We start from the raw sequence: 19,488 nt of genomic DNA on the forward strand, positions 1-19,488 counted from the left end.
TAAGGCAAGCCTAAGTGGCTGTCGTTCTTGCGGTCGTTGGCGCGTTGTCCTGCCAGGCACAGCGCGATCGGTGGGTGGGGAACGGAGTCGGGTGAGTGGCCGAGTTGGCCACGGCACGGGACGAAGCGCGCCGGGAGCTGCTGTGGCTGCGCTCCGACGCCGGGGACCGTGCTCGCAGCAACCTTGCGGCCTAGTCGGGGTGTCCGCTGCCCACGGCGCACCATCGCGGTTCTGTCCCTCGGCCGCACCGCCACGAATCCGGGCTCCCCAGGTGAATGCACACCATGGATGGCGCCGCCGGCCCGCTCAGCTAGCCGAGACAAGGCATTCATTTGCATGCCCGCAGTAGAAGGGTTCGATCATGGCAGATGTTGAATATTCGGAGACCGTCATCATTGGCGCTGGCCAGCAGGGGTGCGGAGTCGCCGCGGCCCTACAAGAGCTTGCTCACGAGTCGATCGTCCTTGACCGGGGAGAGATTGGTCAGTCCTGGGCGCATGAGCGTTGGGACAGCCTGCTCGTGGGAAGCGGAAACCTGTCAGTTCGGTTTCCTGGCTGGAATTACGATGGTGACGATCCCGGAGGTCTCATGCCGGGACGCGAGTTGGCCCGGCTGCTGCGCCGCTATGTGGAACAGCGCAATCTCCGGGTCATGCAGCACACGTCCGTTCGGGAGGTGGAGTGCCTGGCGGATGCCGCTGACCGCGACGAAGTGCGGTTCAGGACCCTGCTGTCCACCGGCGGTGTCATCGAGTCCCGCAACCTGGTCGCAGCATTGGGTGGTTACGCGGCCCCTCGAGTACCCGAGATGGCATCCGATGTGGACCCGTCCGTCCATCAAATACATTCGCGCTACTACCGCAACCCTGAGTCCTTGCCGGACGGGGCGGTCCTGGTGGTAGGCGCGGGAATCAGTGGCCAACAAATCGCTGACGAACTCGTGGACGCTGGGCGTGACGTCTTTTTGTCGGTCGGCCGACACCGTGCGTGGCCGCGCCACTATCGTGGCCGTGGCATCCAGGAATGGATGTTCGCCTTCTCGCTGTACGAGGATTTTGTCACGCAGAATGCTGGGGGTGAGGACGTGCCCATTCTGCCCGGCTTGCCGGTGGTCGGCGTGAAGGATGGAAGCGGCGATCTCAATCTCGGCACGCTGACCGAAAAGGGAGTCGTCCTCGTCGGCTCTACGCGCTCGGCGGACCACCGAACCCTCCGCTTGGCAGACAACGTCGGCGCCATCGCGGAGGCGTCTTCCCGTTCATTTCAGCAAATAATTGATAAAATCGATGCCGGTATACGGCAGCGGGGTTTTGTGGTGCCAGAGCAAATGCCGACACCCGGCGTCAACCTGGAGCACATATGTGATTTCGGAAAGAGTCTCGACCTGGCACGCCATAACATCACGACGATCGTATGGTGCACGGGATTTGGGCCGGACTACCGCATTCTGCCGCAGCGGGTGCTCGATGAGCGCGGGGCGCCCATTCAACAAAAGGGCATCCTCGGGTCGATCCCCGGGCTGTACTACGCGGGGCTCCCGGACGGGAACTCGCTTGCCCCGGTGGCCATCGCGGCCAATGTCTCGAACGGGCGATTCATCGCGCGCCAGATACACATCGACCACGTCATGCGGTCCGGCTCTTCGGTATCCATCGTCGCGCTGTAGGAGCTTGCTTCCTCAGTGCATCCGCCCCTCGTGACGCGCTGGCGGTAATTCCCTACCGCAATGGCCGGAAAGGGCGCAGACTCCTTCCATGTCAGACATGGAGTCGTTCCGGATCGCGGTCACCGCGTGGGCGGCCGGTGGCCCCGGTGACGCCGCACGGGAACTGGCCGCCCGGCTGCCCGTCAAGGCAGCCATCCTGCTCGAAGGACCGAGCGACGCCGCAGCGGTCACCGCACTGGCCGCGAGCCGCGGCCGGAACCTGGCGGCCGAAGGAGTCTGCGTCCTGCCGATGGGCGGTGCGATGAGCGTCGGGCGCTTCGTCCACCTTCTCGGGCCGCCCGGCCTGGGCCTGCGTCTGGCGGGCCTGTGCGACGAGGGGGAACGCCGTTATTACGTCCGCAGCTTGGAGCGGGCCGGTGCAGCACAAGAAGGCTTCTTCGTCTGCGCGGCCGATCTGGAAGACGAACTCATCCGTGCGCTGGGCGTGACACGGGTGGCAGAGCTCGTCCGGGCAGAGGGCGACCAACGCGCCCTACGGACCTTCCTGCGCCAACCCGCACAACAAGACCGCACCGCACAGCAACAGTTGCGGCGCTTCCTCGGAACGAAGAAGGGGCGCAAGATCCGCTACGGCCGCGTACTCGTGGAGGCCCTGGACCTCGACCACACGCCCGCCCCGCTTGAGGACCTGCTGAGCAGCCTGTGAGCGTTGGCCTCCGTCAGGTCGCGGTCCGCCTCGTCCGCTTCGCGATCTGGCGTAGTGCGGTATCGGGGGTGACCTCGTCTTCGCTGATCTTCAGGCCAAGGGAATCGCTCATCGATGGGCACTCCTCGCCTGAATGGTGCGGCGCGGTTGCGGGGCGCGGCGCGCGTGCCCGGGGTGCCGGAAGGCGTCTCGCGGCTCACCGACGATGTTGTACGATAACTATCGTAGTATGTGGCGTGGTGATATGCGACATTCCCGTACCGTGATCGTTCGGAACAGCGTCAGGAGCAGCCGTGCCCACTCAGCAGGGCCCCACCCCGTCAGCGGGCCGGGCACTCCAGCATCCGGACACCGATGCGATCCGCCTGGAAAGCGTGCTGCACGCCTTGTCCGATCCCATGCGGCTGCGCATCGTGTGCACGCTGGCCACTGACGGCGGCGAGATGGCGTGTTCCGTCTTCCAGCTGCCGGTCAGCAAGTCCACGTGTACGCATCATTTCCGTGTGCTTCGGGAGAGCGGTGTCATTCAGCAGATGTATCGGGGCACCGCCAAGATGAGCGTGCTACGCAAAGAGGAACTGGAACGCCTCTTCCCTGGCCTCCTTGACAGCGTGCTAGCCGCGGTGGAACACCAAGAGCGGCGACTTGGGACGCTCTGAACTCACCTTGGGAAAAGCGAACTTGACGAGGCGTCGGTTTTCGGGCCTGCCCGGCTCCGCGGGCTGTGCGTGTGCCGAGGTGACGAGCCGCGACGGTAGCGGCTCAGCGCGCCGTGCGTGCGGCGCTCAATAGGCTCTCCCAGTCCGCGATCTTGACGTTCGTACGGCCCAGCTCGCGGCCCAGCGCCGCCTCCGCCTGCTCGATACGCACCCAGCCCGGCCACTCCACGGGGTCCTGCCCCAGCGCGCGCAAGGCCGTCAGCGCATCGGTGGCGACGACCCGTGCGGCCAGGTCCGGCGCGTCGGCGAGCAGTGAGGCAACGGTCTCCTTCGCGCACGGCCGATTGGTGCCAATCACACCGGTCGGCCCGCGCTTGATCCATCCCGCGACATACTCACCCGCCGAAGGTGCCCCATCCCGCAGCACGCGGCCCGCCAGATGCGGCACCGTGCCCCTGTCCGGATCGAAGGGCAGCCCGGCTAGAGGCACTCCGCGGTAGCCGACCGAGCGCAGCACCAACTGGGCCTCGATGTCCTCGTAGCGCCCTGTGCCGACCACTCCGCCGTGCCCATCGGGCGCCGTGCGCTCGAAGCGCACCGCTCGCACGCCGGCCACGCCCGCGCCATCGTGGCCCTTTGCCGCTGCGGTCGCGCTACCCGCCGCGTCTGCCGGGTCTGCTCCGTCCTCGGCGGTCGCGTGTGCCCCTGGCCCGCTGGGAGGGCCGAGCAGTGCTACGGGACGTAGGAAGAACCGCAGGTGGATGCGGCGCTGCCGGCCCTGCGTAGGCTGCGTGGCCCAACCGCGGAGCACTTCCACATTGCGCCGGTTGACGGCGGGCAGGGCCGATGGGTCGGCGAACGCCGGGTCGATGGCCAGCTCATCGGGCTGCACCCGCACCTCGGCGCCGGGCAGCGCGCCCAACTCCCGCAGCTCCTTGGTGGTGAACTTGGCCTGCGATGGCCCGCGTCGGCCCACCATATGGATGTCTCGCACCCGGCTGCGTCCGAGTACCGCGAGTGCGGCATCCGGCACATCGGTACTCCGTAGTTCGGCCGCTTCCCTGGCCAGCACCCGGGCGACATCCACCGCGACGTTGCCGACCCCGATCACCACGGCCGACGGGGTGGCGAGGGCGAACGGGTCCGCCGCGGCGTCCGGGTGAGCGCTGTACCAGGAGACGAATTCGGTGGCGGAACAGCTCCCGGCAAGCTCCTCGCCAGGCACCCCCAGCGGCCGATCGGCGGCGGCACCGATGCAGTAGACCACCGCGTGGTACAGCTCGCTCAACTGGCGGGGTGTGAGACCGAATTCACCGACGCGCACATTGCCCAGGAAGGTGACCCGAGGATCTTCGAGCACGGTCCGCAGATTGCCCTGTAGCGACTTGATCTTCTCGTGATCGGGGGCGACGCCGTACCGTACGAGCCCGAACGGGCAGGGCAGCCGGTCGAGGACGTGCACCGCAACATCGGGCACGAGGCGCTGCTGGAGAAGGGCTTGCGCGGTATACACACCACTGGGGCCCGAACCGACGACTGCGATGCGGAGCACGGCGGAACTCCTTTCCGCTGGGGTTCCAGCATGGCACCCGCGGGAGCGCAGCGGGAGGTTCCGGGACGGAACGCTCATCACCAGTTGGGCTGCTTGAGACGGCAGAGCACCACGGAAGCCTTACGGGCGTGGCCTCACGGACACCGCACCGCCGGCCCCTCGGGGTCGGCAGCGGGAGCCGCCTCATGCGTGCCGGCGTGGGACGGCTTCGCCGATGTGTCCGTGGGGCGCGGCGCGGTTGGCGGGTCCCCGCGAAGGGCATCGTGCGGCTCACCTTGCGGAGGTCCCTCATCGCGGCTCTCCGTGGGCTCCTCCTGGCGGCCCTCTTGGCGGTCCTCTTGGCGGTCCTCCTCGGGCGGCGGCGGATCGCCTAGCTCCCAGTCGAGGCCGTAGCGCTGGAACAATTCCGCGCGCAGCCGTGTCGTTGGCATCGGCGCGCCGGGCAGCAGGACGGCGACCACGGCACCCATGAGCAGCGCGCGCAGCAGCCGGTAGTCAGTGTCGGGATCGTCACAGCCGTAGGCGATCACCGTGTCCCGCAGCGCGGTGGCGAGCTGCTGTTGCTCGGGGCACTGGATGAAGCCCTCGGCCTGGAGGATGCCGGCCATGTGCGTACGCATCAGGCGGGGGCGGTCCCTGGCGAGCCCGAGGATCGCGTCGATGGCCCGGGCGAGCAGCTCGCGGCCCGCGTCTTCGCCGGTCGGGTGGGGTGCGCGCGCCAGGGCTGCCGACAGTTGGGTGTGCATGAGCCGGTGGACGGCGGACTGGAGAAGCTGCCGCTTTCCAGGGAAGTAGTACGAGACCAGGCCGCGTGCGGCGCCCGCGCGGTCGGCGATGTCCGCGAGCGTGGTGGCCTCGTAACCGTGCTCATCGACAAGATCGACTGTCGCCTGGAGCAGACGCTGCCGTGAGCGTCGGCGCAACTCCTCATTGACCGATGCGCTGCGCGGGGACATGCTGTAACTCCTGCGTTGACTGGCTCGTAGCCAATATACTCAGTGGGTCTCCGGTTGTCCGCCCTTTCTGAACGGGGCGAACGCCGGTAGGACTGCCGATTTCGGACGACGCGGGGGATCGTCCGAAATCGGCGGTTGCCACGGGGTGCGGTCGAGTCGTGACTAAGGGGCATGCAGCCCGTGGTCAGCGGCCACAGCCGGGCAGGGAAGAGCGAGCATGCGGCCTCGGGCCGGAGTGATAAGGCTCTCATTACTCGTGAGTCTCGCAGGTGCATGGAGCGCCGTCGCGCGGGGGAGTGCCTGCGGTCACGCGACACTCTGGCGCCCCTCGATCCCTACAGCTACTGGGCGGTAGAAGTTCTCGCCCGGCCTCGTACGGGCAGGCTGTGCAGGTGAACGCATATGAGTGGGACCGTACGACGATGGCCGTGGTCGCCTGCGCGCTCGCTAACGACAGCGACGGCGCGGGTGCCTTGCTGGAGCCGCTGGATGCCCGGGACCTGCGTCATGTCGTCGTTCGCCTCGCGGCGATGGCCGCCGAGGCGCTGGTCGCCGAGGCCGATGACGCGGGCGGGGACCGGGAAGAGGTCATTGCCCGCTGGCGAGCCAGCATCCTCGCCCACGAGTCCCGGCACGATGCCGCTGGCTGAGCGCCCGCGCCGGATCGTAGCCCGGGGGAGCGACACCCTCGCGTAGCGCGTCGATGCATGGCTGTGAGCTGTGAGTTATGAGCTATGAGTTCATGCCCTGGTCGTTCGGTCGCTCAGGGGCTGTCGCGGGGCCCTTCAGCCGATCAGCCCGAGCACCGGGCGCAGCCCGTTGGGGCGCTGGGTCACCGGGACGTGATCCACGAAATGCACCCGGCAGCCGATCGCCGCCGCGCCTCCGTCCGCCTGTCGGTTGTCGCCGACCATCACCGTGTCGGGGGCGGCGGTGCCAAGGGCCGCGCAGGCCAGCCGGAACAGCGCGGGTTCCGGCTTTTGTATGCTGTGCTCGAAGGACAGCAGATAGGCGTCCACGAACTGATCGAGGCCGTGCTCGCGAAAGATCGGGCGCAGGTCCCAACCGATGTTGCTCACCACCGCGATCCGCACCCCGCCCTGCCGCAGTTGTGCGAGCACCTCGGCGGCGTCCGGGTAGGCGCGCCAAGCGGCGGGTTCCTTGTGTCGTGCGTACAACGCCTCGTACAGCTTCTCGTGCGGCAGGCTGACCTGGCGGGCCTGTGCGAGATAGGCCGCGTGATGCTGCTCGGCCGTGCGATCGCGCTCGCGCCAACCCTGCGCCAGGTGCGGAAGGATGGCACGAGGTGCGGCGCCGCCCGGTTGGGCGCCCACCTCCACCAACTCCCTGAGATAACGCGTGAAGTCCGCCGGCGCGAGCGCGATGCCCACGGCCTTCAGTGCTGCCCGCAACCAATCCTCGGCCGGTTCAACGCGAAAGAGGGTCCCGGAAAAGTCGAAGAGCGCGCCCTTGGCCGTCATACCACCATGATCCCCCGGCGCTGACACGCCTGTCCCGGCCCCGGTCCCGGCCTCGACGACGTGGCTGGGAACAGCGCCCCGACTTCACCCCTCAGCTCGCGCCGGCCAACTCTTCCGTGCCCACAGGAGGAAGGAAGCCTTACGCCTTGCGCCCGACGCCCGCGTACATGTTCACCGTCGTGGCCTCGCTGACGGCCTCGCGCGGGTCGGGCCGCCAGTGGTGCATGGGCACGACGCCGGGCTCCACCATGTCCAATCCGGCGAAAAGTTGCTCGACCTCGGAACGGGAGCGAAGGTACATCGGAATGCCACGACGGGTGTAGGTCGCGGCCAGTTCGATGGATTCGGGGGCGAGGTCGGCGGTCGCGAGGGTCAGCGCGAGATAGCTGCCCGGTGCGAGGGGCTCCAGCAGCCTTTCGATGAGCCCGCTGGCGTCCTCGACGAATTGCAGTACCGCGATGATGGTGAGGCCGACCGGTTGGCTCAGATCGAGCGTCTGGTGCAGGTCGGGCGCGGTCAGTATCTTGTCGGGCTCGCGCATATCGGCCTCGATGTAGGCCGTACGGCCTTCGGGCGTGCCGGTCAGCAGGGCGCGTGCGTGGGCGAGGACGATCGGGTCGTTATCGACGTAGACGACGCTGGCGCTGGGTGTGACGGCCTGTACCACTTGGTGGAGATTGGGCGCGGTCGGGATGCCCGTGCCGATGTCCAGGAACTGCTTCACCTGGGCCTCGGTCGCCAGCCAGTGGGCCATGCGGTGCATCACCTCGCGGTTGATGCGCATGCTGGTCTTGAGCCCGGGCCAGGCCGTCAGCGCCGCTTCCGCCGCCGCCCGGTCGGCCGTGTAGTTGTCCTTGCCGCCCAAGATGAAGTCGTACACCCGGGCCGAGTGCGCCCTGGCGAGGTCGATGCGCTCGGTGTTGTTGCCCGTCATCTCTGTCTGTCCTCCGATGGCCCGCGGTGACATGCCCAGTGGCGTGCCGGCCCGGCGCGCAACCCGTGACCTGTCCTCTCGTCGGTGTGCTCGTATGTGTGCTTGTGTCTGTTGGTGCCCGTGCTCGTACTAGTGAACATGGTGACAGGAACCAGCAGCGTCCCGCATCTCGCGGCCCCTTGGGCACGGCTCCCCCATAACTGGTGCTTGCCAGCGGGTGCTTACGCGCTTGCATGCCGGCGGCTGAGTACCAGTGACTTGGCACCATATGCGCCCGGGTTGAGTGGCTGGTCCGCAGTGTTGGGCGGGCAGGCGCCATGGCGTCAGACGTCGGCTGCCGACGCCGCGCCGGTCCAGGCGGTCAGTGCGGCGGCGCGCTGCGCTGCGCGGGTGCCGGCGTCGGTGGCGCGGGTGGCCCAGGCGACGTGGCCATCGGGTCGGACGAGAAGCTCGGTCACCCCGTCCAACTCCGCGTGCGGGTCGTGCCGAACGAGGGCGTGGGCGGTGTACCGCGCGTTCTGGTCGAGGCCCGGGGCAGGGCGTCGAGGAGCCTTGCCGGTGAGGTCCAGGAGGACGAAACGGCCTTGGGTGAGGAGGTCGTAGACCCGCTCTGCGTTCGATGCAATGGCGGTTAGCCCGATGTCGGGCATCCGCCGACCCACGAGCGGATCAGCTTCGGGTGATGCGGACGAGTAGGCGGTGCTCAGCGCGGAGATGCGGCCCGCGAGCATTCGGTTGACGTTCTCCAGGGCCAGGAGTTGGTCCAGGAGGGTGCGCAGGGCTGCGGCGGGCCGCTGATACTGCGGCACGAGGACGAGTTCGACCAACAGGGACTGGACCTCGGTGTTCTCGGTGACGGCCTGTCCGACGGGTCGGCGTTCGGCATCGTAGCTGTCCAGCAGGCCGGCCGGGGCCCAGCCATGGATGACGCCGGCAAGCTTCCAGCCGAGGTTCATCGCGTCCTGAAGGCCGGTGTTCAAGCCCTGCCCGGCCGCGGGGAAGTGGATGTGGGCGGCATCACCGGCGAGCAGGACGCGGCCGGTACGGTACGTATCGGCGAGGCGGGTCGAGTTGCCGAAGCGGGAGAGCCAGCGGGGGTCAGCAACTCCGCAGTCCGAGCCGCAAATTCGCTTCAGCGAGGACCGGAACTCCTCCAAGGTCACCGGCTCGCTCGCTGGGACCCGCATCCGGTCAGGATCGATGCAGACGAACCGGGTGAGTCCACCCTCCAGCGGTACGGCCAGCACGCCCCGGGCTCGCGCGGTCTCCAGCGCGGCGGGTGGCGCATCGATGGTGGCGAAGTCGCCCAGGATGCCGGTCAGCGTCTCATCGGTACCCGGGAAGGCGATGCCGGCGGCCTGTCGCACCGTGCTTCGTCCGCCGTCGCAGCCCACCACGTACCGTGCGCGCAGGGTTTCAGCGCCGGCCGGCCCGCGCACGCTGACCTCGACGCCTTCGGCATCCTGGCGCAGTCCGGTGGTCTCGTATCCGCGGCTGATCTCCACGCCCAACTCCTGTGCCCGCTGCTCCAACAGGGCCTCGGTGCGTGCCTGGGCGAGGAAGAGGGTGTAGCCGTGCCTGGTGTCAAGGGCCGCGAAGTCCAGCCGGGTGGGGAGCGTCGCAAAGTGCCAGCCGGGCACTGGCCTGCCCAGGGAGCGAAACCGCGGCGCGAGCCCGCGCATGTCCATCAGCTCCATGCTGCGCGGATGCAAAGTCAGCGCCCGGGAATCGCGCTGGCGCTCGGTGCGGCGCTCCACGATCCGAGTGTGTACGCCGGCCAGTGCCAGTTCGCAGGCGAGCATCAGCCCGGTCGGGCCCGCGCCGACGACCAGGATGTCTGTGCCCATTGTTACCCTCCTATTTAGTGAACAATGTTCACGTGAACGTTGTTCACTATAGTCGGCCCCATGAACAACCCGTCAACCCCCGCCCGGGGCCGCCCCGCACGACTCGACCCCGTACGCACCGTCGAAACAGCTCTCGACCTGCTCGATGAGGTGGGTCTTGACGCCCTGACCATGCGACGCCTGGCCGATGCCATGGACGTTCGGGCCGGCGCCCTGTACCGGTACTTCGCCACCAAACAGGACCTGCTGACGGCCATGGCGGAGCGCATGCTCGCCACGCTCCCCGTACCCGCACGCTCGACGGCTGCCGGCGACGTGGCACCCGAGCACGGCTCGGCCTTCGACCAAGGTGTTACGGGAGCGACCTCAGCGGGCGCGGACTGGAGCAGCCAACTTGCCGCACTCGCCCGAGGGATGCGCACGGCGCTCCTCGCCCGGCGCGACGGTGCCCGGGTCTTCGCCGGTACGCACGCGACCGGGGCGAACACCTTGGGCTTTGCCGACACCACGATCGGGATACTGCGCGAGGCCGGTTTCGCCGACAGGGACGCCGCGCAGGCCCTGTTGGCGGTGGCCAACTTCACCGTTGGCCACACCTTGGAGGAACAAGCCGCCCTCGGCTCGGACGGTGACGCTCCCGCAGTCCCCGAGCGACTACGCGAAGCCGTGGCTGGCGGAACGTATCCGCACCTGACGGCCACGCTGCCCGTGCTCACCGATTCGAACCTGGCGGCGCACTTCGAATTCGGCTTGCACCTGCTCATCCAGGGCCTACGCGCCCTGCGGCAGCAGGACTGACGCTCATCGGCCCCCGCGCCGCCGGGCCTCCCTGTCAGCGCTCTACTTCCAGGCTCCGCACAGGTGTTGGGCCTGCGGGCTCCACGAGCAAAGCCGCTCGGTACGGATGCGAGACTGAACCCATGTTCGTACAGTTCCTCGCGGCGGCCGGTGTGCTCGCCGTGCTGACCATCGTTCCCGGGCCTGACATGGCCGTAGTGACGAAACGGGCCGTGAAGTCCGGCTGGCGCGATGGTCTGCGGACCGTCGGTGGGATTACGGCAGGGCTGCTGATATGGGGTGTCCTTGCTGTGGTGGGGCTGGCAGCCGTGCTGGCCGCGTCCGCCACGGCCTACACCGTGGTCAAGCTGGCCGGAGCCGCCTACTTGGGTTTCCTCGGTGTCCAGGCGCTCATCCACAGTCGGCGCGACGGGCCTGCGGACCCGGCATCGGCCGCGCCGTCCCCGGCCGGGAACGCGTGGCGGACCGGCTTGGTCAGCAATGTCTTCAACCCGAAGATCGCCGTCTTCTACACCGGTCTCCTGCCGACGCTCGCGCCAACCGGCCTGTCCCCGCATGGGGGAATGGCGCTGCTGGTCCTGCTGCACGCGGGGCTCACCGTCGGCTGGCTCGGTAGTTACGTGCTGTTGTTGGCCAAGGCCGGCGCGTTCTTCGCAAGGCCCGCCGTACGCCGGGCGATGGACCGGGTCACCGGGCTCGTGCTGATCGGGTTCGGTGTGAAGGTCGCTACGACCCAGCCCTGAATCCGGCGCACCAGCCGCCGCCTGACGCCGGATCACCTCCCAGATCGCGAGATGACCCGGCTCCGCGCGGTGTGCCACCTCCAGTGCAGTCAGGGGACGCGGGCGACGGCGCCGTAGCCGATGCCTGCGCGGGCTGGCAGGGTGTCGCTGTCCGGGTGCCAGTCGGGCATCAGCACCAGGCCCGGGTCCACCAACTCCAGACCCTCGAAACAGTGGGCGATCTGGTCCCGGCCGCGCAACGTGAAGGGGATGACACCGGGTGCGCTGTTGTACTTAGCCCCGGAGGCGACGACAGCGGACGACGTGGGGGCGGAGTGGCTGAGGATCAGATAACTGCCCGAGGCGACATGGTCCACGAACCGCTTCACCACCGCGTAGACCTCGGCGTCGTCCTCGATCAGGCCCAGGCAGTCGGAGAAGACCAGGGCGATGGGCTGGCGGAAGTCCAATGTGTCCGCGGCCCGCTGGAGAACCTCGGCGGTATCACGCATATCGGCGATGAAGCAGGCGGTCCGCCCTTCGGGGGTGCTGTCACGGTAAGCCTGCTGGTACATCCCCACCATGGGGTCGTTATCGACGTAGACCACGCGGGCTTCGGAGGCGTGTCGTTGGGCGATCTGGTGGATATTCGGCTCGGCGGGTAAGCCGGCACCGATGTCGAGAAACTGGCGCACCCCGGCCTCGCGGGCGGTCCAGCGCACGGTGCGCCACAAGAACTCGCGACCCGCCTTCGCCAGATCGTGGACCTCGGGAAGCTGCGCGATGACCGCTTCGGCGGCCTGGCGGTCGGCCGGGTACCAGTAAGTGCCGCCCAACATGTAGTTCCAAAAGCGTGCGGGGTGCGGAACGCTGGGGTCCACGCCGGTGGGTGGGTGTGGCCGGCTGCCCTCGGGGCCCGCGGGGGCCGTGGGGTGCGTCATCGGTGGTGCTCCTTCACGGGATGGTGGGGACGGGCAGGTCGGGCAGGTTGGGCAGCGGGTCGCAGAAGAAGCCGGCCGCGGCGGAGGCGGCGTCCAGCCGCTGGCGCCAGATGGCGACCTGCTCGGGAGCGTCGATGATGGTGGTGGCACCGGGCAGGTCAAGCAGCACTTGGTCGCCGATCTCATCCGCGTCCAGCCGCAGCAGTCGGACCCCAGGCGCGCCGGTCAGCGGGTGCCACTCGGCCTCCAGCGGCAGCACCTGGAAGGTGATGCGCGGGCGACGCAGCATGATCTCCAGGGCCTGGTGCTGAGCGCGCATCACCGCCGGAGTGCCGACGGTGGTGTGCAGCGCGGCGGCCGAAACCACTGCCCACACCCGGGCCTTGCGGCGTGCCAACCGCCGCTGGCGTTCAGCGACCAACTCCACGGCGAGATCCAACTGCTCGGCGGTGTGGCGAGGGTGCCGGGCGCGGTGGAGAGCGGCGGTGTACTCGGGGGTTTGAAACAGGTCAGGCACCAGTGCGCAGTGCCAGATGTGCACCAGGGAAGCGGCGCTTTCCAGCGCGATCCATTCCTGGTAGTCCCGGGACATCACCGGCCGGTAGCGCTGATGCCACCAGCCCGGCCGGGCCGCCGCCGCAGCCTGCTCAAGGAGCAACTCGCGCTCGACCTCGGAGAGACCGTAGAGGGTGAGCAAGTGCTCGATCAGCCCTAGGTCGATCGAGGTCTTGGCCTCTTCCAGGCGCCACACGGTGGTGTGCGCGACGCCCGCGGCCTCCGCGGCCTGTGCCACGCTCCAACCGATCTCCTCCCGCACCCGGCGTAGCCGCTTGGCCACCACACGATGTTCCAACGTAGGGCTGGGCCGGGGCCGTTGGGGCACGTCCACCTCCTCGATAGGGATTTCTTCCGCCCTCAGGGCGGTGTGGGGGAGGCCTCCCAAGGCGGTGTGAGGTAAGGCGTTACGGCGCCGCCGAACCCCAGTAAACACATATTGCCAAGCGTGCAAAGTGCGCGCATGGTGAGCGTATGAGTTATCGCTTACCAGAGGAACCCCTGCCGCAACGGGGCGGTCAGCCTGGCTCTGCATGTCGCTGTTGGATACCCGCCGATCGCGTGGGGCCTGGGATCGCCCGCCGGCAGGTGCGTACCGCCCTGGAGCGCTGGGGCGTGAGCGAGCACACCATCGAGCGCGCCGCGCTGTTGATCAGCGAGTTGGTGACCAACGCGGTCGAGCACGGCAACCACCGTGGCCGGCTGCGCATGGTGTGGTGCCATGTCCGCTGCACCTCGGGCGGCATACGGCTGGGAGTGTGGGGCCCGCCCGGTAACACCGTTCCCCAACCTCGCCGCCCGGCCGAGGGCGCCGATGCAGACGTGGCGACCCTGCGCGAGTCTGGCCGCGGGTTGCTGATCGTGGACGCTCTGTCCGATCAGTGGGGCACGCGCCGAGGGCGCGTCAGCCGCGAGGTGTGGGCCCTCATTTCGGATGACCGGGCCCAGCCGTGAGGAACGTACGCCCACGGCGCCGAGGTTGAACGCGCGATCTCCAAGGCGCCGTGCTCACATGCGGTACGAAGGGGGTGAGCGGGCGCCTGGCGGCGCGGGTTTCGCGCGTTGGCGCGTGAGCTGCGCCGAGTTGGTGCTGGCCCGGTGTTAATGAGTCTCCTGCTGGGTGCGGCGGGCGTAGGCGCGGGCTGCGCGGGCGCGGTCGCCGCAGCGGGTGGAGCACCAGTGCCGGCGGCCGTGGCGCAGCAGGTAGCGGCTGCACGGGGTGGAGCCGCAGGAGGTGAGGCGTGTGGCGTCGGGGCCGGTGAGCAGGTCGGCGGCGCTGGCGGCCAAGGTTGCCAGGGCGTGGTCAACGATCTGCGTGGTGGGGTGGGCGACGGCCCGGTACATACCGCGGGCGGGGTCCCAGTGCAGCAGGGAGGCTGCGGGGGCTCTGGTGAGCGCCTCATTGATGGCGGCGAGCGCGGTCGAGGGGGCGGCGTGCTCATCGACGCGTGCGGCGAGCAGCGCGCGAATCTGTTCGCGCAGCGTTCGCAGTTGCGCCGCGCACATCTCCTGAAGACCAGCGTCGTTCGGAGCGAGGTCGTGCTCGGTGAGCCATTGGTTCGTGGCGGCGGGGGAGCCGAGGAGATCGAGGAACTGGCCGCCGGGCAGGGCGATGGCGCTGTTGGCGAAGTCGAGGGCTGGGTATTGCTCCGCGCCTGGTGCAGGCGGCGGGGCGGGCTCGGCGGTCTCCTTCATGTATCTCATGGTACGTCTTGCGCCTATCCGTGAGAAGCCGCTACGGTTCATCACGGATAGACTCCTTTCCATCCGTGAGGTGTTCTCTTTTATGTCTGCTGACAGCACGGCCAACGAGCAGCTTGCCGTCCGCGTCTTCGGGGGCCCGACCGCCCTCTTCGAGTACGGCGGCCTGCGATTTCTTACCGACCCCACCTTCGACGCCCCAGGCGACTACCCGGTGCCCGGCAGCCCGGTCCTCACCAAGACCGCGCCCGCCTCCATCGACCCCGCCGACCTCGGGCGCATCGACGTCGTCCTGCTCTCGCACGATGAGCACGCCGACAACCTCGACACCTCCGGCCGGGCCCTCCTCGCTGATGTGCCACTCACCCTCACCACCCCTGGCGGCGGGGGCCGGCTCGGCAGCGCTGCCAAGGGCCTGGCGGACTGGGAATCCGTCGAACTCGACCGTCCCGACGGTGGCACCGTGCGGGTGACGGGGGTGCCCGCCATTCATGGCCCTGGCGCGCGCGAGGAAGTTGAGGCGATCTTGGGGCAGGTCGTCGGCTTTGTGCTGACCTCCGCTGATCTGCCCACGGTGTACGTCAGCGGCGACAACGCCTCGCTCGACGCGGTCAGGCAGATCGCCGAGCGCTTCGGCCCCGTTGACACCGCCGTACTCTTCGCCGGAGCCCCCCGCTTCCCCGGCCTCTTCGACGGTGAGCCGATCGTCCTTGACTCCGTCCACGCGGTGGAGGCCAGCGAAATTCTCGGCGCACGCCGAGTCGTACCCGTGCACTGCGACAGCTGGTCCCACTTCACCGAGGGCCGCGATGAACTGGTGGCCGCCTTCACCGCCGCGGGGCTGGCCGACCGCCTGCACGCGGCCTGACCCGGCACCGTTACGGCCCGCTGGGCAGCCGGTCCTTTTGATGCGCCCCCTGTCGGTCTGTCACCAGGACTACGCGAGGGCCGGCCGGGCGGGTCGATAGCACCGTCCCACAGCGCGCTCCCACCGCACGCGGCCGAGGTCCGGCCGCGTGCGGTGATGGTTGTACCTCGTGGCGTCAGCACGGGGGGCCGGGCGTCCTCGATGCCGGCACGTTCGACGCTGCCTGCGGACCATGGCCAATTCCCTATTCGTGCCCACGTCGGCCCGATAGACGTCCGCCCGGCGGAGGTGGTGACGTAGAGCCTGAGCGCTCGCGGTGCGGAAGTTCGTTCGTGGGCGGGGCGGGCTGAGAGCGAAGTGAGTGGCTCGGGCCGTCCACGTGTCCTACGGCGTTGAGTGCGTGCCCTGGTACGCGCGTGCCCTGCTGGGCCGGCGTGGCGAGCGAGGTGGCAACAGGCGGGGGAAGTTGGCGCGGTGGCGTCGAGAGCACGACACGAATGAGAGAAGCACAGCCAGGAAAAACGCGAGCGAGACGACGAGGCGAAGGAGCGATGCCATGAGCAACCGAACGCACGACATGCCCGCTGGGCGGGGTACAGACCGCGCGCAGCGACGATTACGGGTGGCCGTCCGGCCGCTGGCGGTGCTGTTTTCCGCGGGAGCGCTGCTGGTGCTGCCCCCGTCGCCGATACCGGTGTCCGAGGCCAGCGCCCCGGCCAAGTCCACGGCTGACGCCGAGCGGCACAACGCTGAGCGGCGCGACGCCGAGCGGCACAATGCCGAGCGGCACGATGCAGCCAAGTGGCAAGGCGGTTGGGCGACCTCCATCCAGCCGCCCGGGCGGGGGCTGTTCCCGAACTGGTCGCAGCAGGGCTTCCACCAGCAGACGCTGCGCCAGGTGATCCGGGTCAGCACCGGGGGCACCGGTGCCCGTTTCAAGCTCTCCAACCGCTATGGCACCTCTGCGCTGAAGGTGGCCGGTGCCACGGTCGGGCGAACGGACCGGGGCGCGGCGGTACGCAAGGGCACGAGCCGACCCCTGACCTTCGACGAGCAGGGGGCGGTGACGATTCCGGTGGGCGGCGAGGTATTCACTGACGCGCTGTCGTTGCGGGTCAGAGCCCTGGAGTCGCTGACCGTCACGCTGTATCTGGCCGAGCCGACCGGCCCGGCCACGTACCATATGTCGGCCTCCGCGACGAGCTATCGAGCCTTGGGCGACCATCGGCCCAACGAGAGCGGCGAGGCGTTCACCGAGACCTCCGCGTCCTGGTACTACCTCTCGGACGTCGAGATCCAGAGCAAGGCGCACGGGCGCCGCAACGGGGTAGTGGCCTTCGGGGACTCGATCACCGACGGGTTCGCTTCAACGATCGATGGCGACAATCGTTATCCGGACGAATTAGCGGAACGCTTCGTTCGGCAGGGACGGCCGCGCAGTGTCCTCAACCACGGGATCAGCGGCAACATGATCACCTTTGGGACCCCGGGGACGGGCGAGAGCGGTGTGGATCGCTTCGCCAAGGACGTACTTGCCGAGCCCGAGGTGAAAACCGTCATCGTGCTGGAGGGCATCAACGACATCGGCCTCGGCGGGACTCCGGGCGGACAGATCCCGGACGTGTCGGTCGAGCAACTGATCACCGCGCACCGCAACGTCATACGCCAGGCCCACGCCAAGGGCCTCAAGGTGATCGGTGCAACCCTCGTCCCCTTCAAGGGTGCCGGGTACTACACCGAGCGCGGCGAGACCAAGCGCGATGCGCTCAACGAGTGGATACGTACATCCCGCGCGTACGACGCGGTCATCGATCTGGATCACACGCTGGCCGACCCCACCGACCCGGACCGGCTGACCCCCGCCTATGACAGCGGGGACCATCTGCATCCGAGCGACGCCGGCTACCACGCCATGGCCGAGGCGATCGACATCGACGCGCTCTGACGCCGCCCGCCGGTTCCTCTCGTCCGACGGTCGTAGTGGTTACGCGTTAAGTCCCTACCGCTTGAGAGCCGTTGTGCGGTGCAGGCCGCTGTCCCACCCGCTTCGGCGCCCGCCCGCGGCCCTCGCGTGGCGGGCGCCGCGGCCCGTGGAACCGCCGGATGCCTCGGGCGGGGGTGCGTCCGGCATGTCGCGGTGGCGTTGCCGTGGTTTGTCGTGTGTATGGACGCCGCTGTCTCTCCATGAACGGGCCCTGTGTGTCGTGTGAACAACGCTCCCGCCTATCGCCCAGTGGTGGACAGTTCCGTCATTTCGGGGCGTGACATGTGCGCGTCGATCCGGGAACGTCAAGCACCGACAGGGCCCTGTCGCTTGTGCGCCGGGCTGCGCTCCAGCCGCCCGGCATTCCCCCGTAGCCAGAGGAGACCAGTCGTGTCCGCCACCCCTCGTACTCCTTCCCGTTCCGCAAGGCGCAGAGCCCGCGCGCTCGCCCTCTCCGGCGGCGCCACCACGCTCGCCGCCACCCTGCTCGCCGCCGGTGTCACCTCCGGCACCGCGGGCGCCACCACCGGCAGCGACGCGAACACCGGGGCGGCCCGCACCGCCGCCGCGCTTGGCCTCGGCGAACGGGAGCAACTCGTCGTCACGGACACCGTCGAGGACGGTGACAGCACCACGCACACCCGCTACGAGCGCACCTACGCCGGGCTCCCGGTGCTCGGTGGCGACCTCGTGGTGCACCGCGCCGCAGACGGGGCGGTCACCGGCTCCACCAAGGCGACCACGCAGACGATAGATATCGCCTCCCTCATCCCGAAGGTCACCCCGGCCGCCGCCGCGTCTGGCGCACTGCGGGCTGCTCGGGCCGAACGCACCACCTCCGGCACGGACAGCTCCCCGCGCACGGTGGTCTGGGCCGCGTCGGGCAAGCCCGTCCTCGCCTACGAGACCGTCGTCCGCGGCACCCAGGCCGATGGCACCCCGAGCCGACTGCACGTGGTCACCGACGCCGCAACCGGCAAGGAACTCCACCGCCGCCAGGCCATCGACAACGGCACCGGCACCAGCCAGTACAGCGGCAAGGTCCCGCTCACCACGCGCAAGACGGGCGGCACCTACCAGCTCACCGACACCCAGCGCGGCAGCCACAGCACCTACGACCTCAAGGGCAGCACCAGCGGCCGAGGCACCCTGTTCACCGATGCCGACGACGTCTGGGGCGACGGCACGCCCAGCAACCGGCAGACCGCAGCCGTGGACGCTGCCTTCGGCGCGGCCACCACCTGGGACTTCTACAAAAGCACCTTCGGCCGCAACGGCATCAAGAACGACGGCAAGGCGCCCTACAGCCGAGTCCACTACGGCAACAACTACGTCAACGCCTTCTGGGACGACCAGGCGTTCGCCATCACCTACGGCGACGGCCAGGGCAACAAGAAGCCACTGACCTCGCTCGACGTCGCAGGCCACGAGTTCAGCCACGGAGTCACCTCGGCCACGGCAGGGCTGAAGTACAGCGGTGAGTCCGGCGGTCTCAACGAGGCGACCTCCGACATATTCGGCACAGGCGTGGAGTTCGGCGCCAAGAACGCCGCGGACCCGGGCGACTACCTGATAGGCGAAGAAATCGACATCCGCGGCGACGGCACCCCGCTGCGCTACCAGGACAAGCCGAGCCGGGACGGCAAGTCCGCCGACTACTGGACACCCGACATCGGCAAGCTCGACGTGCACTACTCGTCCGGCGTCGCCAACCACTTCTTCTACCTGCTCGCCGAGGGCAGCGGGAAAAAGGTCATCAACGGGGTCAGCTACGACAGCCCCACCAAGGACGGCTCGACGGTCACTGGCATCGGCAGGGACAAGGCCCTACGGATCTGGTACAAGGCGCTGACCACGTACTTCACCTCGACCACCGACTATCGCGCAGCGCGTCAAGGCACCTTGAAGGCCGCCGCGGACCTGTACGGCGCGAACGGAACCGAGGTCAAGGCCGTGGCCGCGGCCTGGACCGGAGTTGACGTCAAGAGCTGACCCACCGCCGCGGGGGGCCCCCCCCGGGGGGGGGCGCCGCCCGCCCCCCCCCGGGGGGGCCCCCCCGGGGCCCCCCCGGGCGCGCGGGTGGCCGGTGTGAACCCCGGGTAGGGGGGTGGGGGCGCA

General features: G+C 68.8%; 18 protein-coding genes. 10 read left to right on the top strand and 8 right to left on the bottom strand.

The window, feature by feature from the left end; all coding sequences use genetic code 11:
* The first annotated feature begins 361 nt into the window (after positions 1 to 361).
* The 3 genes from FHS42_RS26645 to FHS42_RS26655 all read left to right on the top strand — a co-directional run bounded on the left by FHS42_RS26645 (position 362) and on the right by FHS42_RS26655 (position 3,031).
* Entirely contained in the window at positions 362 to 1,666 is a 1,305-nt protein-coding gene (locus FHS42_RS26645) for a flavin-containing monooxygenase (RefSeq protein WP_184576260.1), read from the top strand.
* A gap of 88 nt (positions 1,667 to 1,754) precedes the next feature.
* Positions 1,755 to 2,372 (top strand): TOPRIM nucleotidyl transferase/hydrolase domain-containing protein, encoded by a 618-nt coding sequence (locus FHS42_RS26650; protein ID WP_184576262.1) that lies wholly within the window; start codon positions 1,755 to 1,757, stop codon positions 2,370 to 2,372.
* A gap of 293 nt (positions 2,373 to 2,665) precedes the next feature.
* A complete protein-coding gene (locus FHS42_RS26655) occupies positions 2,666 to 3,031 on the top strand; it encodes an ArsR/SmtB family transcription factor (protein WP_184576264.1) in 366 nt (121 codons plus the stop codon).
* A gap of 103 nt (positions 3,032 to 3,134) precedes the next feature.
* Here FHS42_RS26655 and FHS42_RS26660 read toward each other — a convergent pair whose 3' ends face one another.
* Together FHS42_RS26660 and FHS42_RS26665 are read right to left on the bottom strand one after the other, a co-directional pair.
* Entirely contained in the window at positions 3,135 to 4,583 is a 1,449-nt protein-coding gene (locus tag FHS42_RS26660) for an FAD-dependent oxidoreductase (RefSeq protein ID WP_312867046.1), read from the bottom strand.
* 134 nt (positions 4,584 to 4,717) lie between these two features.
* The gene (locus FHS42_RS26665; RefSeq protein WP_184576268.1) at positions 4,718 to 5,539 is read right to left on the bottom strand and encodes a TetR/AcrR family transcriptional regulator; all 822 of its coding nucleotides are present in this window, start codon (positions 5,537 to 5,539) and stop codon (positions 4,718 to 4,720) included.
* 392 nt (positions 5,540 to 5,931) lie between these two features.
* On the opposite strand from FHS42_RS26665, the gene FHS42_RS26670 reads away from it, so the two are divergent.
* Positions 5,932 to 6,189 carry a hypothetical protein gene (locus FHS42_RS26670; protein ID WP_184576270.1) on the top strand — a complete coding sequence of 86 codons (258 nt, stop codon included), beginning with the start codon at positions 5,932 to 5,934 and terminating at the stop codon, positions 6,187 to 6,189.
* Positions 6,190 to 6,324: 135 nt separating this feature from the next.
* On the opposite strand, the gene FHS42_RS26675 is transcribed toward FHS42_RS26670, so the two are convergent.
* The 3 genes from FHS42_RS26675 to FHS42_RS26685 all read right to left on the bottom strand — a co-directional run bounded on the left by FHS42_RS26675 (position 6,325) and on the right by FHS42_RS26685 (position 9,801).
* On the bottom strand, positions 6,325 to 7,020 hold the full coding sequence (locus FHS42_RS26675; protein WP_184576272.1) for an HAD family hydrolase: 696 nt from the start codon (positions 7,018 to 7,020) through the stop codon (positions 6,325 to 6,327).
* 139 nt (positions 7,021 to 7,159) lie between these two features.
* Positions 7,160 to 7,954, bottom strand: coding sequence for an SAM-dependent methyltransferase (locus FHS42_RS26680; protein ID WP_184576274.1), 795 nt, complete (start codon positions 7,952 to 7,954; stop codon positions 7,160 to 7,162).
* Between the two features lie 323 nt (positions 7,955 to 8,277).
* Complete coding sequence (locus tag FHS42_RS26685; protein ID WP_184576276.1) at positions 8,278 to 9,801, bottom strand: monooxygenase; 1,524 nt, start codon at positions 9,799 to 9,801, stop codon at positions 8,278 to 8,280.
* Between the two features lie 60 nt (positions 9,802 to 9,861).
* Between FHS42_RS26685 and FHS42_RS26690 the strand changes: the two genes are divergently transcribed.
* Positions 9,862 to 10,599, top strand: a complete 738-nt coding sequence (locus tag FHS42_RS26690) for a TetR/AcrR family transcriptional regulator (RefSeq protein WP_184576278.1) — start codon at positions 9,862 to 9,864, stop codon at positions 10,597 to 10,599.
* Between the two features lie 122 nt (positions 10,600 to 10,721).
* The gene (locus FHS42_RS26695; protein ID WP_184576280.1) at positions 10,722 to 11,342 is read left to right on the top strand and encodes a LysE family translocator; all 621 of its coding nucleotides are present in this window, start codon (positions 10,722 to 10,724) and stop codon (positions 11,340 to 11,342) included.
* A gap of 89 nt (positions 11,343 to 11,431) precedes the next feature.
* On the opposite strand, the gene FHS42_RS26700 is transcribed toward FHS42_RS26695, so the two are convergent.
* Together FHS42_RS26700 and FHS42_RS26705 are read right to left on the bottom strand one after the other, a co-directional pair.
* The gene (locus tag FHS42_RS26700; RefSeq protein ID WP_184576282.1) at positions 11,432 to 12,262 is read right to left on the bottom strand and encodes an SAM-dependent methyltransferase; all 831 of its coding nucleotides are present in this window, start codon (positions 12,260 to 12,262) and stop codon (positions 11,432 to 11,434) included.
* 13 nt (positions 12,263 to 12,275) lie between these two features.
* Positions 12,276 to 13,145, bottom strand: coding sequence for a DUF5753 domain-containing protein (locus FHS42_RS26705; protein ID WP_184576284.1), 870 nt, complete (start codon positions 13,143 to 13,145; stop codon positions 12,276 to 12,278).
* A 146-nt stretch (positions 13,146 to 13,291) separates the two neighbouring features.
* Between FHS42_RS26705 and FHS42_RS26710 the strand changes: the two genes are divergently transcribed.
* Positions 13,292 to 13,771 carry an ATP-binding protein gene (locus tag FHS42_RS26710; RefSeq protein ID WP_184576286.1) on the top strand — a complete coding sequence of 160 codons (480 nt, stop codon included), beginning with the start codon at positions 13,292 to 13,294 and terminating at the stop codon, positions 13,769 to 13,771.
* Between the two features lie 147 nt (positions 13,772 to 13,918).
* Here the strand turns inward: FHS42_RS26710 and FHS42_RS26715 are convergent, their stop codons facing one another.
* Entirely contained in the window at positions 13,919 to 14,521 is a 603-nt protein-coding gene (locus tag FHS42_RS26715) for a CGNR zinc finger domain-containing protein (RefSeq protein WP_184576288.1), read from the bottom strand.
* 82 nt (positions 14,522 to 14,603) lie between these two features.
* On the opposite strand from FHS42_RS26715, the gene FHS42_RS26720 reads away from it, so the two are divergent.
* The 3 genes from FHS42_RS26720 (at position 14,604) to FHS42_RS26730 (ending at position 19,362) form a co-directional block, all read left to right on the top strand.
* Positions 14,604 to 15,386, top strand: coding sequence for an MBL fold metallo-hydrolase (locus tag FHS42_RS26720; protein ID WP_184576290.1), 783 nt, complete (start codon positions 14,604 to 14,606; stop codon positions 15,384 to 15,386).
* Between the two features lie 556 nt (positions 15,387 to 15,942).
* Entirely contained in the window at positions 15,943 to 17,331 is a 1,389-nt protein-coding gene (locus FHS42_RS26725) for an SGNH/GDSL hydrolase family protein (protein ID WP_246495438.1), read from the top strand.
* A gap of 429 nt (positions 17,332 to 17,760) precedes the next feature.
* Positions 17,761 to 19,362 (top strand): M4 family metallopeptidase, encoded by a 1,602-nt coding sequence (locus tag FHS42_RS26730; RefSeq protein ID WP_312867047.1) that lies wholly within the window; start codon positions 17,761 to 17,763, stop codon positions 19,360 to 19,362.
* Positions 19,363 to 19,488 lie beyond the last annotated feature (126 nt).

The sequence above is a fragment of the Streptomyces zagrosensis genome, from assembly GCF_014203645.1.
In the GTDB taxonomy this organism is placed as follows: Bacteria; Actinomycetota; Actinomycetes; order Streptomycetales; family Streptomycetaceae; genus Streptomyces; species Streptomyces zagrosensis.